Genomic DNA, 19,132 nt, shown 5'->3' on the forward strand with positions numbered 1-19,132 from the left:
TCCGGCAACTCTTTATACGAAGAGAAAGTATCATTTTACAACTTAAAATTCAAAGAAAAATTTGAATTATCTGTAATTTTATAATAAAATTGATTCAAGTCCCATCAGATTTTTGCAGATGGGTACGGTACATCATTTCTCCCCTTTTTCTCCATTACATCCTGAATTTGACATAACACGTCACTCTTGTATACTAACCATGTACTTGTTCTTGAGTAGGGAAAGATAACCAACTTACTAGGAGGAGATTTATTTGAAGAATTACACACTGTTACTTATGCTCGGTCTTATTCTCGTACTGGCAGCCTGCGGCAATGGAGGCTCTGAAGGGGGAGGCTCTGAAGGGGGAGACTCCGCAGAAGGGGAATCCAGTGGAGATTCTGGAGCTGAATCCGGCAAGCTGGCTGAACTTCAGGAAAGTGGCACAGTAAGTGTCGGGTTTGCGAATGAACCGCCGTACGCATATGAAGATTCCGAAAGTGGAGAACTTGAAGGCGCGGCAATCGACATTGCGACAGCGGTGTTCCAGGAAATGGGCATCGACAATGTAGAAGGTCACCTGACCGACTGGGGAGAGCTGATTCCAGGCGTACAGGCTGGACAGTATGATGCGATCACCGCCGGTATGGCAATCCTGCCGGACAGATGTGAAAACGCATTGTTCGCAGAACCGGAAATGCAGTACGGTGAAGGTCTCGTCGTCGAAGCAGGCAACCCGCATGATATTCACAGCTATGCAGATATCGCAGAAAATCCTGACGTGACAGTGGCACTGATGGAAGGAACAACACAGTTCGACTTCCTGGATCAGGAAGGCGTGGATCCAAGCCAGATCATGTCAGTCGGAGACATCCCTGCACAGCTTTCAGCGGTACAGTCCGGCAATGCAGATGTTACAGCAGCAACCGAAGCAACATTGAGGGCGGCATATGAATCACTGGATAGTGAGGATGTGGAAATCGTCGAAGATTTTGAACAACCGGATATCGATGGAATTCCAAGTTATGGAGCAGCAGCCTTCAACCTTGAGGACGAAGAGTTGCGCAATGCATATAACGATGCGCTCGAAACGTTGAAGGAAGAGGGGACAATCGACGAGATTCTTGATGAGTCCCAAGGCTTTACTGCTGAAAACAACCGGGTGGAAGTCGGAGAAATGACAACTGCGCAACTATGTGAAGCCGAATAATCTTTTCAGGTCCAGTCATTCCTTGGGAAACACTGGGCCTTTTTATTGGCAGATAAGGAGTGAGGAAAATGTTTGATACCGGGGTGAACATACTGACCTACCTGTCCCAGGGTGCATGGACGACCATCAGCATATTTCTGACAGCCACATTCTTTTCCTTTGTGATGGCTTTCATTGCCGGCCTCTCACGGCTGGCGAAAAATCCATTGATTCGTGGATTTACTACAGTATATGTTGAAATCTTCCGGGGGACATCGCTGATAGTCCAGCTTTTCTGGCTCTATTATGCCGTGCCGATGCTGTTCAATATCGATCTTGGAAGCAACTGGTGGGTAGGGGTCGTTGCGATTGCACTGAACTACGGGGCCTATATGTCGGAAGTGGTCAGAAGTTCCATTCTTTCCATCGACAAAGGGCAGACGGAAGCGAGTATCGCACTGAATCTTTCGAGATTCCAGCGCATGAGACATATCATACTGCCTCAGGCGCTCAGGCTGATGCTGCCTGAGTTCGGCAACTATTCAATTCAGATACTTAAAGGGACTGCACTTGTTTCACTGATCGGCCTGACGGACATCCTCTATTATGGGGACATATACCGTTCTTCCAATCTTTCCGAAGGCCCGCTGGCATATCTGATGGTGCTCGTCATGTACTTCATCATTGCATTGCCGCTCATCTGGCTTTCCAAACAAGGTGAGAAAATGTCCAGGAGAGGGGTGGCGAGCTGATGTCAGCAACATATTGGAGTTGGGAAACATTCGTCGATGCATTTCCGATCATACTGGAAGGACTCAAAATCACGCTGGGTCTCACCATTGCGAGCTATCTGCTGGCAATGGTGGCTGGATTCATCTGGCTGATACTCGAGTCCACACCGGTCAAGCCGTTCAATTTCATCGTCTACTGGATCAAGGAATTCATACGGTCCACGCCACCGATCGTACAGATTTTCTTCCTGTACTTTGCGTGGCCGATGGTTCCGTATATCGGAACATCGTTCACACCATTCGTCGCTGCCATGCTGGCTCTGGGCATCCACTTCTCGACCTACATCAGCGAAGTGTACCGTTCCGGTATAGAAAGTGTGGACAAGGGGCAATGGGAGGCATCAACGGCACTCAACTTTTCAACAAGGGACAAATGGTCTAAAATCGTCCTGCCACAGGCACTGCCACCAACGATACCGATGCTCGGGAACTACCTGATCATCCTGTTCAAGGAAGTGCCGCTTGCAGCAACAATCGGGGTGGTCGGCATACTGAGTATCGCACGGAGCTACGGCGCGCAGACATGGTCCTATATCGAACCGCTGACCATCGTCGCCATCCTGTTCCTCCTGCTCAGCTATCCTTCTGCACTGTTGATCAGAAGGCTTGAAAATAAAATGAATCGTCGATTCGACAAAAAGCCAAAGAAAGTGAAGGTGGCCGAATAATGGAACCAATCGTACAATATAAGGATGTTCATAAGTCATTCGGTGATACACATGTCCTGAAGGGCATCAATCTCGATATCTACCCGACTGAAAAGATTGCGATCATCGGACCAAGTGGCTCAGGGAAGACGACAATCATCCGTCTGCTGATGACACTGGAGGAGCCGACCGATGGGGACATCATCGTCGCCGGCGAAAACCTCTGGAAGATGGAAGTGGGCGGAAAGATGAAGACGGCGAGCGAAAAGCACCTGCGTGCAGTAAGAAAGAATATCGGCATGGTCTTCCAGCACTTCAACCTCTTCCCGCACAAGACGATACTGGACAACTGCGTCACGCCGCTTGTCCAGGTTAAGAAGATGAAGAAGTCGGAAGCGGTGGAACTGTCCAAGCAGATGCTTGATCGCGTGGGGCTTGGAGACAAATACGAAGCATATCCTTCCAACCTTTCGGGCGGCCAGAAACAGCGTGTCGCCATGGCACGTGCACTGGTCATGAAGCCGAAGATCATGCTTTTCGACGAAGTCACCTCAGCACTCGACCCGGAACTCGTGGGGGAAGTGCTCGAAGTCATCCGCGACCTTGCAGAACAGGACGATATGGCCATGGTTCTCGTCACCCATGAGATGGATTTCGCTCTGGAAATCGCAGACCGCGTCCTCTTCCTCGATGACGGTGTCATCGCCGAATCAGGAACAGCTGACGAAGTCATCAACAAATCCGACAACCCGAGACTTCAGGATTTCCTGAGAAGGTTCAGAAAAGAAGAAGTGTAAAGATGGAAGCGCCGGCTGCAGTGAACTGCAACCGGCGCTTTTTTGGTTTGTTCGGAGGACGGGGATGAGTTGGACCATTAATTCATCATCGTAGACGTTACAATGGCAAGTTGGTCATTCCATTGCCCATCACTTTATTAAAATCGACAAAAAAACCCGCCCCGAAGCGGGGCAGGTGTCCATTACTTATGCGTGTTCCATGGCGGTAGCGCCTTTTGCCTGGCGGGAGGCGATTTCAAGTTCGTCCTTATAGGTCTGACGTGTGGCGTCATCCCATTCGAGGATGTCGCCCATCAATTGGATGACGCCCTCTTTGTATTTTTCTACATTGGCGATGTCGAAGTAAAGTTCACCTGTGCGTCTGACGAAGTAGTCGCGTGGATTTGCAGCCATTTCGTGCTGAATGCTGTAGATGACTTTCGCATGAACATCCTTCGTCAGTCCATAGTGCTCTGAAGCCTCACCAAGTCCGCCGATGATTTCGTATATCCGTTCGACATTGCTGCCGTAATGTGATGCAAGTTTCTGGCCATTTGTGATGGAGAGGCCGTATGATGGGGCGCGGTCTCCCATATGTCTCACGAAATCATTGAAGCCCTCGCTGCCCCCGACGTCACCGCCTGAAATCGGCTGGTGTTCGGTATCGCTCTTCCTGAATTTGAGACCGTAGTCCTTGGACAGGCGTTTGGCGACGAGGTCGACGATTTCCTCGGCCATGTGACGGTAGCCTGTCAGTTTGCCGCCGGCAATGGTGATGAGGTTGGTTTTGGACTCCCAGATCTCATCCTTTCTGGAAATTTCGGAAGGATCCTTGCCTTCTTCATGGATAAGGGGCCTGATGCCTGCCCATGTGGACTCTATATGCTCCTCGCCGAGGCTGAGACCCGGGAACATGTCGTTCGCCGTATCAAGAAGGTACTGGCGGTCTTCGGTCGTTGTGACGGGATTCTGCTTGTCACCCTCATAGTGCGTATCCGTAGTTCCGACATATGTCTTGCCGTCCCTCGGAATCGCGAAGATCATGCGGCCATCTGATTTGGCATCGAAATAGACCGCCTGATGGAGCGGGAAATCCTTCTCGTCGAAGACGAGGTGTACACCTTTTGAAAGGAATAGCTGCTTCTTGCCCTTCTTGGCTTCCTCGTCATGGGAACGGACATCATCCACCCATGGTCCGGTTGCATTGATGACGCGGCGGCCGAGAATCTGGTATGTCTCCCCGCCGAGCTGGTCTTCAGCGTGTATGCCGACGATTTTGCCTTCATCATAGACGAAGCCGACGGCTTTGACATGGTTGATCGGGTCTGCGCCGAACTCTGCCGCCTTCTTCATGACTTCGATCGTCATGCGGGCGTCATCCGTCCTGTACTCTACATAGTAGCCGCCGCCAAGCAGTCCGTCCCGTTTGACGAGTGGCTCCTTCTCCAGCACATCATCCACGCTCAGCATCTTGCGCTGCTCGCTCCTTTTGACTTCGGCGAGCATATCATAGACCCGCAGGCCGATGCTCGTCGTAAACTGGCCGAATGTGCCGCCTTTGTGGAAGGGGAGGAGCATCCATTCAGGGGTCGTTACATGCGGGCCGTTTTCATATACGATGGCGCGTTCGATTCCGGTTTCACGTACGACGCCCACCTGGAACTGCTTCAGATACCGCAGTCCACCATGGACGAGTTTCGTGCTCCGGCTGCTCGTCCCTTCAGCAAAATCCTGCATCTCGACAAGCGCAACCTTCATGCCGCGCTTCGCCGCATCGAGGGCAATCCCCGCTCCAGTGATTCCACCACCAACGACAACGATATCGTAATCGACTTTCTCCATATGCTGTAATTGGTCTTTTCTGGTCAATGTGTTCAGCATTGTTCTACCTCCTAGTTTTATAGCAAATAAAGACCGGGCGTACCCGGGTCCTTATTGTGAATCTGTTTCTTTGAAACTGTGTTTCGGCTTGAATGCCTGTGTCGCACGTACCGCATGCTGCCAACCATCATAGAGGGCATCGCGCTGATCCTGCTCCATCTTAGCTTCGAATACGCTGTCCGTCTCGCTGACGGATTTCAGTTCGTCGGTGGATTTCCAGAAACCGACTGCGAGGCCGGCAAGATAGGCTGCCCCGACGGCCGTCGTTTCAAGCACTTCTGGGCGTTCTACGGTTGTATCTAGAATGTCCGCCTGGAACTGCATGAGGAAATCATTGGCTGCAGCTCCGCCGTCCACACGCAGCGTTTCAAGTTCTATGTTTGAATCCTTCTGCATCGCATCCAGAACATCCTTCGTCTGGTAGGCGAGGGATTCAAGCGTGGCACGAACGAAATGCTCCTTCTCGGTGCCCCGGCTCAGTCCGAAGATGGCCCCGCGGGCCTCGGAATCCCAGTAGGGGGCGCCGAGCCCGGTGAATGCCGGGACCATATACACGCCTTCTGTGGATTCGATGCGGTTTGCGTATGATTCCGACTGTGGTGAGTCATTGAACATGCGCAGCCCGTCCCTCAGCCACTGGATGGCGGATCCGGCAACGAAGATGGAGCCTTCGAGTGCATACTTCACCTTGCCGTCGATGCCGTAGGCGATCGTCGTCAGCAGTCCATTTTCACTCTGGATGGCCTCCGTGCCCGTATTCATGAGCAGGAAGCAGCCGGTGCCATATGTGTTCTTTGCGTCCCCCTCCTTGAAGCAGGTCTGTCCGAACAGTGCCGCCTGCTGGTCTCCGGCAACACCCGCGATTGGAACGTTGCGGCCGAAGAAGTGGGATTTCGTCGTTTCTCCATAGACTTCACTGGATGACTTCACTTCAGGCAGCATGGATTCCGGAACCCCCAGTATGTCGAGCAGCTCCGTATCCCATTTCAGCTCATGGATGTTGTACATCAGTGTACGGCTGGCATTGGTGTAGTCCGTAACATGGGTGGCCCCTTCAGTGAAGCGCCAGATGAGCCATGTATCGATGGTACCGAAAAGCAGGTCGCCGTTCTCCGCCTTTTCCCGTGCACCATCCACATTATCGAGGATCCATTTGACCTTCGTGCCCGAGAAATACGGGTCAAGGAGCAGGCCGGTCTTCTTGCGGAATGTATCTTCGTGGTCCTGGGACTTCAGCTCGTCACAGATATCTGCGGTCTGGCGGGACTGCCACACGATGGCGTTGTAGACGGGCCGGCCGGTATTCTTATCCCATACGACGGTCGTCTCGCGCTGGTTCGTGATGCCGATGCCTTCGACCTGCTCGGCTTTGATGTCATTTTCAGACATGACGCCTGCGACAACGGAGAGGACGGAACTCCAGATTTCGTTGGCATTATGCTCCACCCAGCCGGATTCAGGGAAGTACTGTTTGAACTCCTTCTGGCTGGTCCCGATGATATCACTTTCCTTGTTGAATAGAATGGCACGTGAACTTGTGGTGCCCTGATCGATCGACATGATATATTTTTCCATTTTTTATTCCCCTTTACTTTTTATGTGTTGTTCAAAAAGGCCGGATCCTACATCAATTCTGAGGCCTCTCCTTTAAGTAGGCTTTTATTAAGAAATACCCCTAACGCAAGAACCAAAACAGTGAAGACGATTGCAATGGCAAGGAACAGGTCCGGCGAGCTAAGGAATACCGCATTGTAGACCGCTGCACCGAGTGCACCGCCGGACAGGGGACCGAGTATCGGTACGATGGCGTATACGAAATTCGACTTCCCTTTGCCCGGAATCGGCATGAGGAAGTGGGCGAGTCTCGGACCGAAGTCACGGGCCGGATTGATGGCATATCCGGTCGTACCACCGAGGCTGAGGCCTATTGCTGTAATGAGGAAGCCGACGATGAGTGGATTCAGGCCTTCGGTGAATTCATTGGCACCGATGAACAGGAGCCCCATGACGAGGATGAATGTGCCGATGATCTCACTTGTGAAGTTGGCGACATAGTTGGGGAAGGCGGGACCGGTGGCGAATACGCCGAGTTTCGTCCCGTCATCCTCCTCCGCCTTGAAGTGCGGCATGAAGTGCAGCCAGACGAGAAATGCACCGGCCATCGCGCCGAGTACCTGGGCGATGATGTAGGGAATCACTTTTGCCCATTCGAACTCACCAGCAAACGCGAAACCGAGTGTAACGGCGGGGTTGATGTGGGCCCCCGAGAACTGGCCGACCGCATAGACGGCAAAAGCCACCGCAAAGCCCCATCCGAATGCGATGACTACCCAATCGGATCCTTTTGCCAGGGATCCTTTCAAATTGACGTTGGCAACGACGCCTGCCCCGAACAGGATGAGTATTGCCGTACCAACAAATTCTGCAACGAGTTCATTCATTGCAAACCACTCCTTTGTTTGATTGATCCGCTAATAAAACATAAAAAAACCCACACTGGTAGCTATGTAAAAGCTACAAATGTGGGCTCTGTCTCTCCGTGTCCTATTAACTTACTTTATAATATATCCTATAATGGTAGCGCTGTCAATTTTTATATCCTTCAGGGGGCATGATTTGCCGGGTTGAACCAGAGATCCGTCTTGCTCGTCGTCACATACTTGGCTCCGGCGGCGATGGCGTCATCGACTTCACCCTGTGTCTCGATCAATCCGCCGGCAATGACATCGGCCTCCACTTCAGACTTGAGCAGGTGAATCACCTTCGGTACGACACCCGGCAGGATTTCAATCAGTTTGGGTTCCGTCTGCCTGATGAGTTCGATGCTTTTTTCAAGGGCGGAAGAGTCGATGACGAAAATGCGCAGGACAGTCTCCATGCCGAGCTGGTTGGCCTTTCTGATGATTCTTCCACGCGTGGTTACGATCCCTGTCGGTTTGTATTTCTGATGAATGTACTCGAGTGAAGCGGTGTCCACCGCGAGCCCCTTGATCAGGTCCAGATGGAGGTAGACATCGAACCCATGCTTTTTGATGGTGGTGATGTGACTGTCCAGATGTCCGATATGGATGTCGAGGATTACACATGACCGATAGGGACTGTCGATCAGCTTTTCAAAATCTTTCATGGAACGGATTGCAGGCAGGATTTTCACACCGTTGCACCTTCATTTCAAAATTATTATTTCATTTATCATAGAATAGATATGTAAAATTGTATAGTATTTGGAAATTCGGGTATAGATAATCACAATGTGGGCCATTGTGATGAAGAAGTTTTTTAGTGGACAGACCACTTCTCTATATTATAGTAGAAATACGTCTGAAGGATACAGGAACAGAGGGGGTAGGGGCAAGTGAATATATCACGCAATAACGGGATGCTCAAAGAGCTGCTCGGGGTGGAGCATGCGATAATACAAGCACCGATGGCAGGGGGCATCACGACCGAAAAACTGGTGGGTGCCGTCTCCGAAGCCGGCGGGCTCGGCATGATCGGCGCAGGAGGAATGGATACAGGTGCACTGCGCGATATGATCCATGCATTGAAAAGGAAGCATGAAGGGTCATTCGGTGCCAACCTGTTTGTACCATGGGACTTCAAAGTCACTGAAGAAAATGTTGCCGAGGCCTATGAAGCACTCAGGCCCCTGTATGAGCTCTTTGGTCTGGAGCAGGAATCTTTCACGCCGCCGGACTTGGAAGATGTCAAAATGAAGTTCAACGCACAGATTGATGTCATCGTAGAAGAGAAGGTGCCTGTATGCTCTTTCATTTTCGGGATTCCGGAGAGCCATCACATCGAGCGCCTGAAAGAGGCGGGTACGATCCTGATCGGCACTGCAACCACGGTCGAGGAAGCTGAAGCCATCGAGCGTGCCGGTTTCGATGCTGTCGTTCTGCAAGGGGCTGAAGCAGGCGGGCACCGGGGGACATTTCTCAGCCCGGTCGATGACAGTCTGGTGGGCCTGATGAGTCTGATTCCGGAAGCGGCAGACCAACTCTCCATTCCGGTCATCGCAGCCGGCGGCATCATGGATGGACGCGGTGTCGCGGCCGCGAGGATACTCGGTGCAGCAGGGGTCCAGCTGGGTACGGCTTTCATCTCCACAGAAGAAAGTGGAGCGCATCTGGTACATAAGAATGCGCTGTCGGAAAATCGGCATATCCCGTCCGTATTGACCCGTGTCTTCACCGGGCGCGCTGCCCGGGCAATCAAAAACACATTCATCAGGGATATGGCCGAACATACGAAAAGCATGGTCGACTATCCTGTCCAACGGCGGCTGACCCAGCCGATACAGGATGCCTCCAAAGAGAGGAACAGTACAGAATATGCCATGCTCCTCGCCGGGCAGGGAAAGAGCATGGCGCGGACCATGTCAGCCGGCGAACTTGTGCGGCAGCTCGTGCTGGAGGCGAAGGAGTTTGGCGTGGAGGTATAGGCATGATGGGTTTTGAAGAGATGCGGAATGGCTTGAAGTACAATCCATTTAAATAGATGAAGCGCATAGTCCCATCTGCTTCAACCACAAAAAGACTCACCGCGACGGGTGAGTCTTTTGCTATGATTAATGATTATGCTGTGCTTCGTTCGTCTCGTCCGGCTTGAGCATGAAATCCAGAACGATGATCGTCAATGTGACAAGTACTGCAAGCAGTACGCCGCTCCAGATATTGAGTGGTCCGCCGCCGCCAAGGCTGTTCAAAACGAAGTTGACCATTTGAGTCAGCATGAGTGCCCAGATGAAACTGATGATATACTTCATGGTCCTGCCTCCACTACATATTTATATAAGCTAATGATAACTTAAAACGTTTTCGATGTATAGTGCTAATCTCGAGCTTGAGGAACAAAAATAACCTTTTCACATAATAAGTCCCGAAGACGGTCATGAACACAAATTTATTGTAACCGCTTTCATATATAAACGTAAATAAATGGAAAATAAGTTGAAAACCACTATTCATTGGTGTATATTTAATTTCTGTAAATGCTCAAATATTGTTGCAATTCAAAAAACGGATATTGCAAAATTTTTTTCAGGCACGTACAATATATGGAGACGAAAACATTGGAATATACTGGGTGTAAAGGTTCGGCGCATCAAAATTGTTCTGAATACTATTTCATTTTCAGGGCATGGGACGACGATTCCTTCATTCATCCATGCATATTCCAGGCGTCGACTGCAATGGTGCAGAGCATATCACACAAGACAAGGCACAATCGATCAAGAACGAGGGGAAAGAATAGGTGAAAATAAATGACTGAAAAGCTTTTAGAAGTGAATAACCTGAAGACTTCCTTCAAAATCGGCAGTGAGTACTTCCCGGCGGTGGATGATGTCTCACTCAGCATCCAGCCGAATGAAGTGCTTGCACTCGTAGGCGAGTCAGGCTCGGGAAAAAGTGCCACAGCATTCTCATTGATGGGACTGCATAGGAAAACCCGCATCGAAGGGGAGGTTAATTTCCAGGGGCAGAACCTTCTGAAACTGAACGAAGGCAAGATGAACAAGATACGTGGGGGCGACCTGGCGATGATCTTTCAGGATCCGATGACGGCGCTCAATCCACTGATGAAGATAAAGCAGCAGATTATCGAAACACTCAAGATACATAACACGAAAGCGAAAAACGAGAGGGAATCCTATGCTGTCGAACTGCTGGATCGCGTTGGCATTCCGCGTCCGGATCGGGTGGCCGAGGCATACCCGCATGAACTGTCGGGCGGCATGCGCCAGCGTGTCGTCATCGCAATCGCGATCGCCAACCGTCCGAAGCTGCTCATCGCTGACGAGCCCACGACGGCGCTCGATGTAACAATCCAGGCCCAGATTCTCGACCTGATCCGCGAACTGCAGGATGACCTGAACTCAGGCGTCCTCCTGATTACGCACGATCTTGGCGTCGTGGCCGAAATGGCGGACCGTGTAGCGGTCATGTATGCCGGCCAGATCGTCGAAGTGGCACCGGTCCGGGAGCTCTTCAAGAACCCACAGCATCCATATACACGCTCACTTCTGAATTCATTGCCGACAGAAGCCATGCTGGGCAGCAAGCTGCATGTCATCCAGGGCGTGGTGCCGGCACTGAACAAGATGGACCGTACAGGGTGCCGCTTCGCTCCACGTATTCCGTGGGTACCCGCTTTTACACATGAGAAGAATCCAAAGCTCAGGGAAATTGCAGATGATCATTATGTGCGCTGCACCTGCTACAAGAACTTTTCTCTAGGTAGCGAAGCTCCCCAAAACATCGATGCAGAGGAATACCAGCTCGAAACAGGTGCCCGGGGAGGAAGCGTACGATGAATCTATTGGAAATAAAAGATCTTAAAGTCCACTATCCGATTAAGGGCGGCTTCTTCAATACGGTCAAAGACCATGTCAAGGCAGTGGATGGCGTCAGCATCAGCATTCCCGAAGGGACGACCTATGGCCTTGTCGGAGAATCCGGTTCGGGGAAGACGACGACAGGAAAGGCTGTCATGGGTCTCAACCATGTGACCAGTGGGGAAATCTTTTTCGATGGCCAGAAGCTCAACAGCAAGGGCAAGAAGGTGGATGTCAGGGATGATATCCAGATGATCTTCCAGGATCCCTATTCTTCGCTCAATCCGCGGAAGCGCGTATTCGACATCGTCGCCGAACCGATCAGGAACTACCATAAGAAATCGAGGAGCGACCTGGTTCCGGAAGTACTGGGACTGCTCCAGCGTGTGGGTCTGCCGCCAGGTTCCCTCTACAAGTATCCGCATGAATTCTCGGGCGGACAGCGCCAGAGGATCGGGGTGGCAAGGGCGATCGCCCTGAATCCGAAGCTGATCATCGCAGACGAACCGGTATCGGCACTCGACGTGTCGGTGCAGGCGCAGGTGCTCAACTTCATGCAGGACATCCAGCAGGATATGAATCTGACGATGATGTTCATCGCCCACGACCTCGGGGTTGTCCGTCACATGTGCCGGCATATCGGCATCATGTATCAGGGCCGTCTCGTGGAAGAGGGCAGGACCGAAGAGATTTTCAAAAATCCGCAGCACATCTATACGAAGCGGCTGATTGCAGCGATTCCGGATACGGATGTGGATGAAATCGAAAACAATCTCGCATTCAGACAGATGGTCAAGGAAGAATATGATCGGAATTTTGCCGATCACCTTGATGAAGAGGGCAGAGCTTTCCCACTGCAATCCATTACGGAGACGCACAAAGTGGCGTTGCCGGTGAAAGGTTGATGAACATATGCTGAAATTTACGATTCGAAGACTGTTGATTACATTTCCGCAGCTTGTCGTTCTGAGTGTCCTTGTATTCATAATGGGCTCCCTCATGCCCGGTGACGCACTGTCCGGGCTGATCGATCCGACGATCCCGGCTGAAGCGATTCAGGCAAGAAGGGAAGCACTCGGTCTCGACAATCCATGGTACATCCAGTACAGGGACTGGCTGTTCGCGATGTTCCAGGGTGATTTCGGAACTTCGATCTTCCACCAGCGTCCGGTGATGGATGTGATCGGCGACCGTCTGATGAACACGGTATGGCTGTCACTGTTCTCCACAGTGCTGATCTACCTGCTCGGACTGCCGCTCGGACTTGTATCCGGCCGTTACAACGACTCCCTGCTCGACAATGCAATTACTGGATATACATATCTCGGTTTTGCAACGCCGCAGTTCATTTTCGGTCTCGTCATACTATGGGTCTTCGGCTATAACCTGGGCTGGTTCCCGACAGGGGGCTCCGTGGCACCAGGTCTTGAACCGGGCAGTATCGATTATATACTGAGCAAAATAAATCACCTTGTCCTGCCAAGTTTCGCAATCGCGCTGATCGGGCTGGTCGGCACGGTGCAGTACTTGAGAAGCGGCATCATCGAGACGAAGCAGAAGGACTTCGTCATCCTGGCACGTGCGAAAGGGGTCAAGGAGTCCGCCGTCTACAACAGGCACGTCTTCAGGAACTCCATACTGCCGATTGCAGCATTCTTCGGCTATGAGATCACTGCACTGCTTGGGGGTTCCATTTTCATAGAAATGATCTACAGCTACCCTGGCATGGGGCGCCTGTTCCTGGACTCCATTTCAACACGCGATTTCAGTGTTGCGAATGTGCTCATCCTGTTCTATGGATTCCTGGCCATCCTCGGTGCACTGATATCCGACATCATTCTGAGTATCGTAGATCCAAGGATCCGCATCAAATAGGAGGGAGCGTATAAAGTGAGCAATAGAAATGATTTCAATCAGAATTCCGGCGCCGGGCGCCGGGAAGAAGATGCAAATAAGGACAAAGCGCGTCTCCGCCAGCAGGAACTGGATCGGCGCAGTACGGAAAGTGATGACAGGCCGAGAAATGGAGATCCATTCGAATCACATACGGATGATGACCATACTTATGAAAAGGGCGACATGGACATGAGCGTGAAAGCAGACCTGCCCCACGGGGCATCGGGTCATGGCGCCCTTGATTCGAAGAACCTGCCCCGCAGTACACCCGGTTGGAAGATCATCATCCGGGAGGTGATTGCAGACAAGCTCGCACTGTTCTCGCTGATCATTTTCACGATCATTACAGCCTACGTATTCGGACTGACGATGTTCCTCGACAGGGAGGAAATCGTCATGGTGGACCTGTTTGCCATCAATCAGCCGCCTGACGAGACATTCAGGCTCGGTACGGACTATGGCGGCCGTGACATCTTCGGCCAGCTGATCATCGGTACGAGGAACTCCCTTGCGATCGGCATACTCGTCACACTCATGAGTGTCGGTTTCGGCGTCGTCTATGGTGTGGTGTCCGGATATTTCGGTGGCCAGATAGACAATATTATGATGCGTATCGTCGACTTCTTCATGGTTCTGCCATTCCTGATGATCGTCATCGTATTTGTTACAATCTCACCTTCCTATGACATCTTCACCTTCTCATTCATGATGGCGGCCTTCCTGTGGACAGGCACCGCACGGCTGGTGCGGTCACTTGCCATCCAGGAGCGTGAGCTCGACTATATCAGTGCATCGAAGACACTGGGCAGCTCGCATGGCAAGATCGTGTTCACCCAGCTCATGCCGAACCTGGTCGGAATCATCATCGTCAACGGCACATTGTCGCTTGCGGCGAATATCGGTATCGAATCGGGGCTGTCATTCATCGGCTTCGGTTTCCCGGAAGACTATCCTTCCCTCGGTACACTGATGGCCTATGCGACGAATTCGCAGACACTGCAGCACAGACCGTGGATATGGGTGCCGGCGGCAATCATGATCCTTGTCCTCATGCTGTGTGTACGCAACATTGGCGAAGCGATGAGACGCGCTGGGGATGCCAGGCAGCGTCAGGCATAATTTATAGGGTTCCAGTGAAATGGAACCTTATAAATGAAATGAAATGTAAACGCTTTCAATGAAATTAGTTATTTTCAAAAAATTAACAATTGAGTGTTATAATACACATAAATTGAAAAAAATGCTTAACGCGATATTGATATTTCAGACAATTGTGATAACATTATGTATAGACAGAGCTACATACGGCTTAAAAGGAATCAAGTGTATTACCATATTTTGGTACTAAGTTTCAGCCTTAAACTGAACTTGAGTATATATATCAGTTTATATTTTTATTACAGGGAGGAAATAAGATGGGGAAATATTCGTGGTCCAAACTGATGTTTCTTACGATGCTGATCATGGTATTGGCGTTGGCTGCATGTGGCGGGGGCTCATCAGAGGAAACATCTGAAGAAGAAGGATCGGGTGACACAGGTTCTGATGAATCTACAGAAGAAGGTTCTGAAGAGGAGACGGAAGAAGGTTCCGGTGATTCCGCTTCAGGTGACGTATATAATTATGAGGACTTCAACAAGACAGCATCCAATGACGGTGAAGCGACAGGGGGAGGCACCCTCAACGTGGGTCTGACATCGGATACACCGTTCGAAGGTACACTCAACTTCAACCTCTACCAGGGGAACCCTGACTTTGAAGTCATCAGCCTTTTCGATGAACCATTGCTGACAATGGACGAGGACTTCCAGTTCACGAACGATGGAGCAATGACTTTCGAAGTCAATGAAGATGATAACACTGTAACGTTCACTCTCAATGAAGATGTGACATGGCACGACGGTGAACCGGCCACAATCGAGGATTATGTCTACGCCTATGAAGTCATCGGGCACCCGGACTACCCGGGCATCCGTGGGGCGACGGACGGCTTCACTCTGCTCGAGGGGTATAACGAATACAAAGCAGGAGAGGCGGATGAAATCTCCGGCATCGAAGTCATCGATGAGCAAACAGCAGTATTCACTTACACTGAGCTTGCACCATCCCTGACAGCTGGTGGCTTCTGGTACTATCTGATGCCTGAACACCATTATGAAGGTGTCGAGATTGCAGACATGGCCGAAGCGCCACAGACACGTGAAAACCCGCTCGGTATCGGACCATACAAAGTCGACTCCATCACTCCGGGGGAAGCGGTTGTAATGTCCAAATTCGAAGACTACTGGAGAGGTGAACCGAACCTTGACGGTATAGAACTCAGCGTCGTATCTCCATCTTCTGTGGCGAATGCGATGGAAACAGGCGAGATCGATCTTGCGATCAACTTCCCGACTGACCAGTTCCCGGATGTTTCAGAAATGGAAGGCGTGGAATGGTTGGCGAATATTGAAGGTGCGTACACTTACATCGGCTTCAAACTCGGTGAGTGGAATGAGGAAGAAGGACGTGTAGACTACAAGCCTGAAGAAATGAAGATGGGCGATCCTGAACTCCGTCGTGCGATGTGGCACGCGATGGACAACACTGCTGTAGGTGAGCGTTTCTACAATGGTCTCCGCTGGAAGGCGACGACCCTGATTACGCCATACCATGCGAACTGGCATGATGACAGCATCGAGGTTCCTGAGTACGACCCTGAACAGGCGAACCAGATCCTTGACGAAGCAGGATATGAAGATACGGACGGCGACGGCTTCCGTGAAACTCCGGATGGCGAACCGCTTGAAATCAACTTTGCTTCAATGTCCGGTGGCGACACTGCAGAACCGCTTGCAAACTACTACATCCAGTCCTGGAAGGATATCGGCCTGAATGTACAATTGACAAACGGCCGTCTGATCGAATTCAACACATTCTATGACATGGTCGAAAATGACGATCCTGAAGTGGACATCTATCAGGGCGCATGGGGTGTCGGTTCCGATGTGGATCCTTATGGCCTCTATGGTCCGGATGTACCATTCAACTACCCACGCTATGCAACTGAAGAGAGCACACAGCTGATGGAAGAGGGCAACTCTCCGGAAGCATTCGATGTAGAGACAAGACAGGAAATCTACAACGAGTGGCAGGCGCTGATGGTTGAGGAAATGCCTGTAATACCGACGCTTTACAGAGCATTCATGGTCCCTGTAAACGACAGAGTCGTCAACTACAGCATCGAGCTCGGCTTCAATGAAGAAAATGCACCTTACAACTGGGGTGTAACGGAAACGGAATAAATTGCAGCACTGAAGCACTCATGCTTGGCATGGGTGCTTTTTTTGTTGTATGCAATTCTTAAATGTGATAAATTAGTACCTAGTGATAATATGAGATTATAAGGTGTGGTCAAATGAAAAATGTAGGAGTTTTGGGTCTGGGAAACTATGTACCGGAAAAGGTATTTACCAACCATGACTTTGAAAAGATACTTGATACGTCCGACGAATGGATAACAGAAATGACAGGAATCAAAGAACGCCGTTATGCCGAAGATTTGGATACAAGCGACATGGCCTATGAAGCGGCCAAGGAAGCGATAGAGAATTCAGGCGTCAAGGCTGAAGAAATCGATCTGGTCATCGTTGCGACTTCGACAGGGGACCACCAGTTTCCGACCGTTGCGACTACGCTGCAGAAGCGGCTTGGATTGAGGCCGGTACCGTCAATGGACCAGCTGGCAGCCTGCACAGGCTTCATCTACGCGATGGTCACAGCCCAGCAGTTCATCCAGACGGGGACATATGATCATGTGCTGGTGATCGGGGCGGACAAGCTGTCCAAAATCACCGACTTCAATGACCGTTCCACAGCAGTCCTGTTCGGTGATGGCGCCGGCGCTGTCGTCATGGGCGAAGTGGCGGAGGGCTACGGCATGCATTCCTTCGAACTCGGTAGCAACGGGCATGGCGGTCCGTACCTGTACGACGATGAAGAGAATGGCAACATCAGGATGAACGGCCGGGAAGTCTATAAGTTTGCCGTCAGGCAGATGGGGGAGTCCAGCGTCAATGTGACGGAGAAGGCGGGCCTGTCCAAAGAAGACATCGATATGCTGGTGCCGCACCAGGCGAACATCCGGATCATGAATGCAGCACGCGAACGCATGGGCCTGCCCGAGGACCGCATGAGTATAACCGTTGACAGATATGGAAATACTTCGGCTGCGTCAATACCGTTAAGTATCCATCATGAAGTTAAAAATGGTAGAATAAAGTCAGGAGACACCCTCGTTCTGGTCGGCTTTGGTGGCGGACTGACATGGGGGGCAATTTGCCTGACATGGGGAGACAATAAGGAGGAAACTCATGGATAAGAGAAGAGTAGTAATTACAGGTATCGGTGCGTTGACGCCAATCGGCAATTCTGCGCCTGAAACCTGGGAGAATGCCCTCAAGGGAGTAAATGGTATCGATAAGATTACCCGCATCGACAACAGTGAATATAACGTTCACGTTGCGGGGGAGCTTAAGGATTTCAATATTGAAGACTATATGGAGAAGAAGGAAGCGCGCCGCATGGACCGCTTTACCCAATATGCGATGGTAGCATCCGACGAGGCGGTCAAGGACAGCGGTCTTGAAATCACGGATGACAACCGCGAGCGCATCGGTGTATGGATCGGTTCCGGCATCGGTGGCCTTCAGGCGCTCGAAGAAGGGTTCAGAGTAATGCATGAGCGTGGACCACGCAGAGTGAGTCCATTCTTCGTACCGATGATGATTCCGGACATGGCAAGCGGCCAGGTTTCCATCAAGCACGGACTGAAGGGCCCGAATGGTGCCACAGTTACTGCCTGCGCCACAGGTACAAACTCCATCGGTGAAGCATTCAAATTCATCGAACGCGGCCAGGCGGATGCCATGGTAACAGGAGGAACCGAAGCGCCAATCACCCGGATGGGGCTGGCAGGTTTCCAGGCCAACAAAGCCCTGACGACTGCAGAGGATCCAAACAAGGCCTCCCGTCCATACTCCGAGGACAGGGATGGATTCGTCATTGGTGAAGGCGCAGGAATCGTCATGCTGGAAGAACTCGAGCATGCGAAAGCACGCGGTGCAAAAATATATGGTGAAGTGGTCGGCTATGGCACAACAGGCGATGCACACCATATCACGGCTCCGGCTGAAGAAGGTGAAGGCGGTGCCCGTGCAATGATTGAAGCGATGAAGGATGCTGGCATCAATCCTGATGAGATCGGCTACATCAACGGACACGGTACAAGTACACAGTACAATGACCTGTTCGAAACGATGGCCATCCGCAATGTATTCAAGGACCATGCCTACAATCTGCTCGTCAACTCCACAAAATCAATGACAGGGCACCTGCTCGGTGGTACCGGCGGAATGGAAGCCATCATCACCGTACTCAGTCTGAGGGACGGCAAGGTGCACCCGACGATCAATCTGGACAATCCGGACCCGGAACTCGACTTGAATTATGTAACAGAAGGTGCAGTGGAAGCGGATCTCCGCTACGCGATTTCCAACAGCTTCGGTTTCGGTGGGCACAATGCGAGCCTGGTATTCAAAAAATACGAAGCATAATATATAGATGAAGCCTGTTTTCCAGTGTGGAAAACAGGCTTT

17 protein-coding genes are annotated in these 19,132 nt (G+C 51.1%); 12 read left to right on the forward strand and 5 right to left on the reverse strand.

The window, feature by feature from the left end; genetic code table 11:
• Positions 1 to 253 precede the first annotated feature (253 nt).
• The 4 genes from ehuB (at position 254) to RQP18_RS02850 (ending at position 3,403) form a co-directional block, all read left to right on the forward strand.
• Positions 254 to 1,189 (forward strand): ectoine/hydroxyectoine ABC transporter substrate-binding protein EhuB, encoded by a 936-nt coding sequence (gene ehuB, locus RQP18_RS02835; protein ID WP_342388648.1) that lies wholly within the window; start codon positions 254 to 256, stop codon positions 1,187 to 1,189.
• Positions 1,190 to 1,257: 68 nt separating this feature from the next.
• Positions 1,258 to 1,920, forward strand: coding sequence for an ectoine/hydroxyectoine ABC transporter permease subunit EhuC (ehuC, locus tag RQP18_RS02840; protein ID WP_342388649.1), 663 nt, complete (start codon positions 1,258 to 1,260; stop codon positions 1,918 to 1,920).
• Positions 1,920 to 2,627, forward strand: coding sequence for an ectoine/hydroxyectoine ABC transporter permease subunit EhuD (gene ehuD / locus RQP18_RS02845; RefSeq protein ID WP_342388650.1), 708 nt, complete (start codon positions 1,920 to 1,922; stop codon positions 2,625 to 2,627). The genes ehuC and ehuD overlap by 1 nt, the downstream gene beginning before the upstream one ends.
• Complete coding sequence (locus tag RQP18_RS02850; RefSeq protein WP_342389360.1) at positions 2,624 to 3,403, forward strand: amino acid ABC transporter ATP-binding protein; 780 nt, start codon at positions 2,624 to 2,626, stop codon at positions 3,401 to 3,403. Before ehuD ends, RQP18_RS02850 begins: the two co-directional genes overlap by 4 nt.
• A 186-nt stretch (positions 3,404 to 3,589) precedes the next feature.
• Here RQP18_RS02850 and RQP18_RS02855 read toward each other — a convergent pair whose 3' ends face one another.
• From RQP18_RS02855 to RQP18_RS02870, 4 genes are all read right to left on the reverse strand, one after another.
• Positions 3,590 to 5,263 carry a glycerol-3-phosphate dehydrogenase/oxidase gene (locus RQP18_RS02855; protein WP_342388651.1) on the reverse strand — a complete coding sequence of 558 codons (1,674 nt, stop codon included), beginning with the start codon at positions 5,261 to 5,263 and terminating at the stop codon, positions 3,590 to 3,592.
• Between the two features lie 51 nt (positions 5,264 to 5,314).
• Positions 5,315 to 6,838, reverse strand: a complete 1,524-nt coding sequence (glpK, locus tag RQP18_RS02860) for a glycerol kinase GlpK (protein WP_342388652.1) — start codon at positions 6,836 to 6,838, stop codon at positions 5,315 to 5,317.
• Between the two features lie 47 nt (positions 6,839 to 6,885).
• The gene (locus tag RQP18_RS02865) at positions 6,886 to 7,704 is read right to left on the reverse strand and encodes an MIP/aquaporin family protein (RefSeq protein ID WP_342388653.1); all 819 of its coding nucleotides are present in this window, start codon (positions 7,702 to 7,704) and stop codon (positions 6,886 to 6,888) included.
• Positions 7,705 to 7,865: 161 nt separating this feature from the next.
• Entirely contained in the window at positions 7,866 to 8,417 is a 552-nt protein-coding gene (locus RQP18_RS02870; protein WP_373446111.1) for a glycerol-3-phosphate responsive antiterminator, read from the reverse strand.
• Positions 8,418 to 8,618: 201 nt separating this feature from the next.
• Between RQP18_RS02870 and RQP18_RS02875 the strand changes: the two genes are divergently transcribed.
• Positions 8,619 to 9,707, forward strand: coding sequence for an NAD(P)H-dependent flavin oxidoreductase (locus RQP18_RS02875; RefSeq protein ID WP_342388654.1), 1,089 nt, complete (start codon positions 8,619 to 8,621; stop codon positions 9,705 to 9,707).
• Positions 9,708 to 9,833: 126 nt separating this feature from the next.
• Here the strand turns inward: RQP18_RS02875 and RQP18_RS02880 are convergent, their stop codons facing one another.
• Positions 9,834 to 10,031 carry a YjzD family protein gene (locus RQP18_RS02880; protein WP_342388655.1) on the reverse strand — a complete coding sequence of 66 codons (198 nt, stop codon included), beginning with the start codon at positions 10,029 to 10,031 and terminating at the stop codon, positions 9,834 to 9,836.
• A 498-nt stretch (positions 10,032 to 10,529) separates the two neighbouring features.
• Here RQP18_RS02880 and RQP18_RS02885 point away from each other — a divergent pair, with 498 nt between their 5' ends.
• The 7 genes from RQP18_RS02885 (at position 10,530) to fabF (ending at position 19,090) form a co-directional block, all read left to right on the forward strand.
• Positions 10,530 to 11,579 carry an ABC transporter ATP-binding protein gene (locus RQP18_RS02885; RefSeq protein WP_342388656.1) on the forward strand — a complete coding sequence of 350 codons (1,050 nt, stop codon included), beginning with the start codon at positions 10,530 to 10,532 and terminating at the stop codon, positions 11,577 to 11,579.
• Positions 11,576 to 12,505 carry an ATP-binding cassette domain-containing protein gene (locus tag RQP18_RS02890; protein WP_342388657.1) on the forward strand — a complete coding sequence of 310 codons (930 nt, stop codon included), beginning with the start codon at positions 11,576 to 11,578 and terminating at the stop codon, positions 12,503 to 12,505. The genes RQP18_RS02885 and RQP18_RS02890 overlap by 4 nt, the downstream gene beginning before the upstream one ends.
• Positions 12,506 to 12,512: 7 nt before the next feature.
• Positions 12,513 to 13,475, forward strand: coding sequence for an ABC transporter permease (locus RQP18_RS02895; RefSeq protein ID WP_342388658.1), 963 nt, complete (start codon positions 12,513 to 12,515; stop codon positions 13,473 to 13,475).
• A 15-nt stretch (positions 13,476 to 13,490) separates the two neighbouring features.
• Complete coding sequence (locus tag RQP18_RS02900; RefSeq protein WP_342388659.1) at positions 13,491 to 14,615, forward strand: ABC transporter permease; 1,125 nt, start codon at positions 13,491 to 13,493, stop codon at positions 14,613 to 14,615.
• A gap of 296 nt (positions 14,616 to 14,911) precedes the next feature.
• Entirely contained in the window at positions 14,912 to 16,780 is a 1,869-nt protein-coding gene (locus tag RQP18_RS02905; RefSeq protein WP_342388660.1) for an oligopeptide ABC transporter substrate-binding protein, read from the forward strand.
• A gap of 113 nt (positions 16,781 to 16,893) precedes the next feature.
• A complete protein-coding gene (locus RQP18_RS02910; protein ID WP_342388661.1) occupies positions 16,894 to 17,856 on the forward strand; it encodes a beta-ketoacyl-ACP synthase III in 963 nt (320 codons plus the stop codon).
• Positions 17,849 to 19,090, forward strand: a complete 1,242-nt coding sequence (fabF, locus tag RQP18_RS02915; RefSeq protein WP_342388662.1) for a beta-ketoacyl-ACP synthase II — start codon at positions 17,849 to 17,851, stop codon at positions 19,088 to 19,090. The genes RQP18_RS02910 and fabF overlap by 8 nt, the downstream gene beginning before the upstream one ends.
• Positions 19,091 to 19,132 lie beyond the last annotated feature (42 nt).

Source organism: Salinicoccus sp. Bachu38, from assembly GCF_038561955.2.
Lineage (GTDB): Bacteria > Bacillota > Bacilli > Staphylococcales > Salinicoccaceae > Salinicoccus > Salinicoccus bachuensis.

What these genes read in the sequence shown, in the direction of transcription:
- RQP18_RS02865 (WP_342388653.1), bottom strand. Translation starts at nt 7,704, where the DNA reads ATGAATGAACTCGTTGCAGAATTTGTTGGTACGGCAATACTCATCCTG.
- RQP18_RS02910 (WP_342388661.1), top strand. Translation starts at nt 16,894, where the DNA reads ATGAAAAATGTAGGAGTTTTGGGTCTGGGAAACTATGTACCGGAAAAG.
- RQP18_RS02890 (WP_342388657.1), top strand. Translation starts at nt 11,576, where the DNA reads ATGAATCTATTGGAAATAAAAGATCTTAAAGTCCACTATCCGATTAAG.
- RQP18_RS02855 (WP_342388651.1), bottom strand. Translation starts at nt 5,263, where the DNA reads ATGCTGAACACATTGACCAGAAAAGACCAATTACAGCATATGGAGAAA.
- fabF (WP_342388662.1), top strand. Translation starts at nt 17,849, where the DNA reads ATGGATAAGAGAAGAGTAGTAATTACAGGTATCGGTGCGTTGACGCCA.
- glpK (WP_342388652.1), bottom strand. Translation starts at nt 6,838, where the DNA reads ATGGAAAAATATATCATGTCGATCGATCAGGGCACCACAAGTTCACGT.
- RQP18_RS02885 (WP_342388656.1), top strand. Translation starts at nt 10,530, where the DNA reads ATGACTGAAAAGCTTTTAGAAGTGAATAACCTGAAGACTTCCTTCAAA.
- ehuC (WP_342388649.1), top strand. Translation starts at nt 1,258, where the DNA reads ATGTTTGATACCGGGGTGAACATACTGACCTACCTGTCCCAGGGTGCA.
- ehuD (WP_342388650.1), top strand. Translation starts at nt 1,920, where the DNA reads ATGTCAGCAACATATTGGAGTTGGGAAACATTCGTCGATGCATTTCCG.
- RQP18_RS02905 (WP_342388660.1), top strand. Translation starts at nt 14,912, where the DNA reads ATGGGGAAATATTCGTGGTCCAAACTGATGTTTCTTACGATGCTGATC.
- RQP18_RS02880 (WP_342388655.1), bottom strand. Translation starts at nt 10,031, where the DNA reads ATGAAGTATATCATCAGTTTCATCTGGGCACTCATGCTGACTCAAATG.
- RQP18_RS02895 (WP_342388658.1), top strand. Translation starts at nt 12,513, where the DNA reads ATGCTGAAATTTACGATTCGAAGACTGTTGATTACATTTCCGCAGCTT.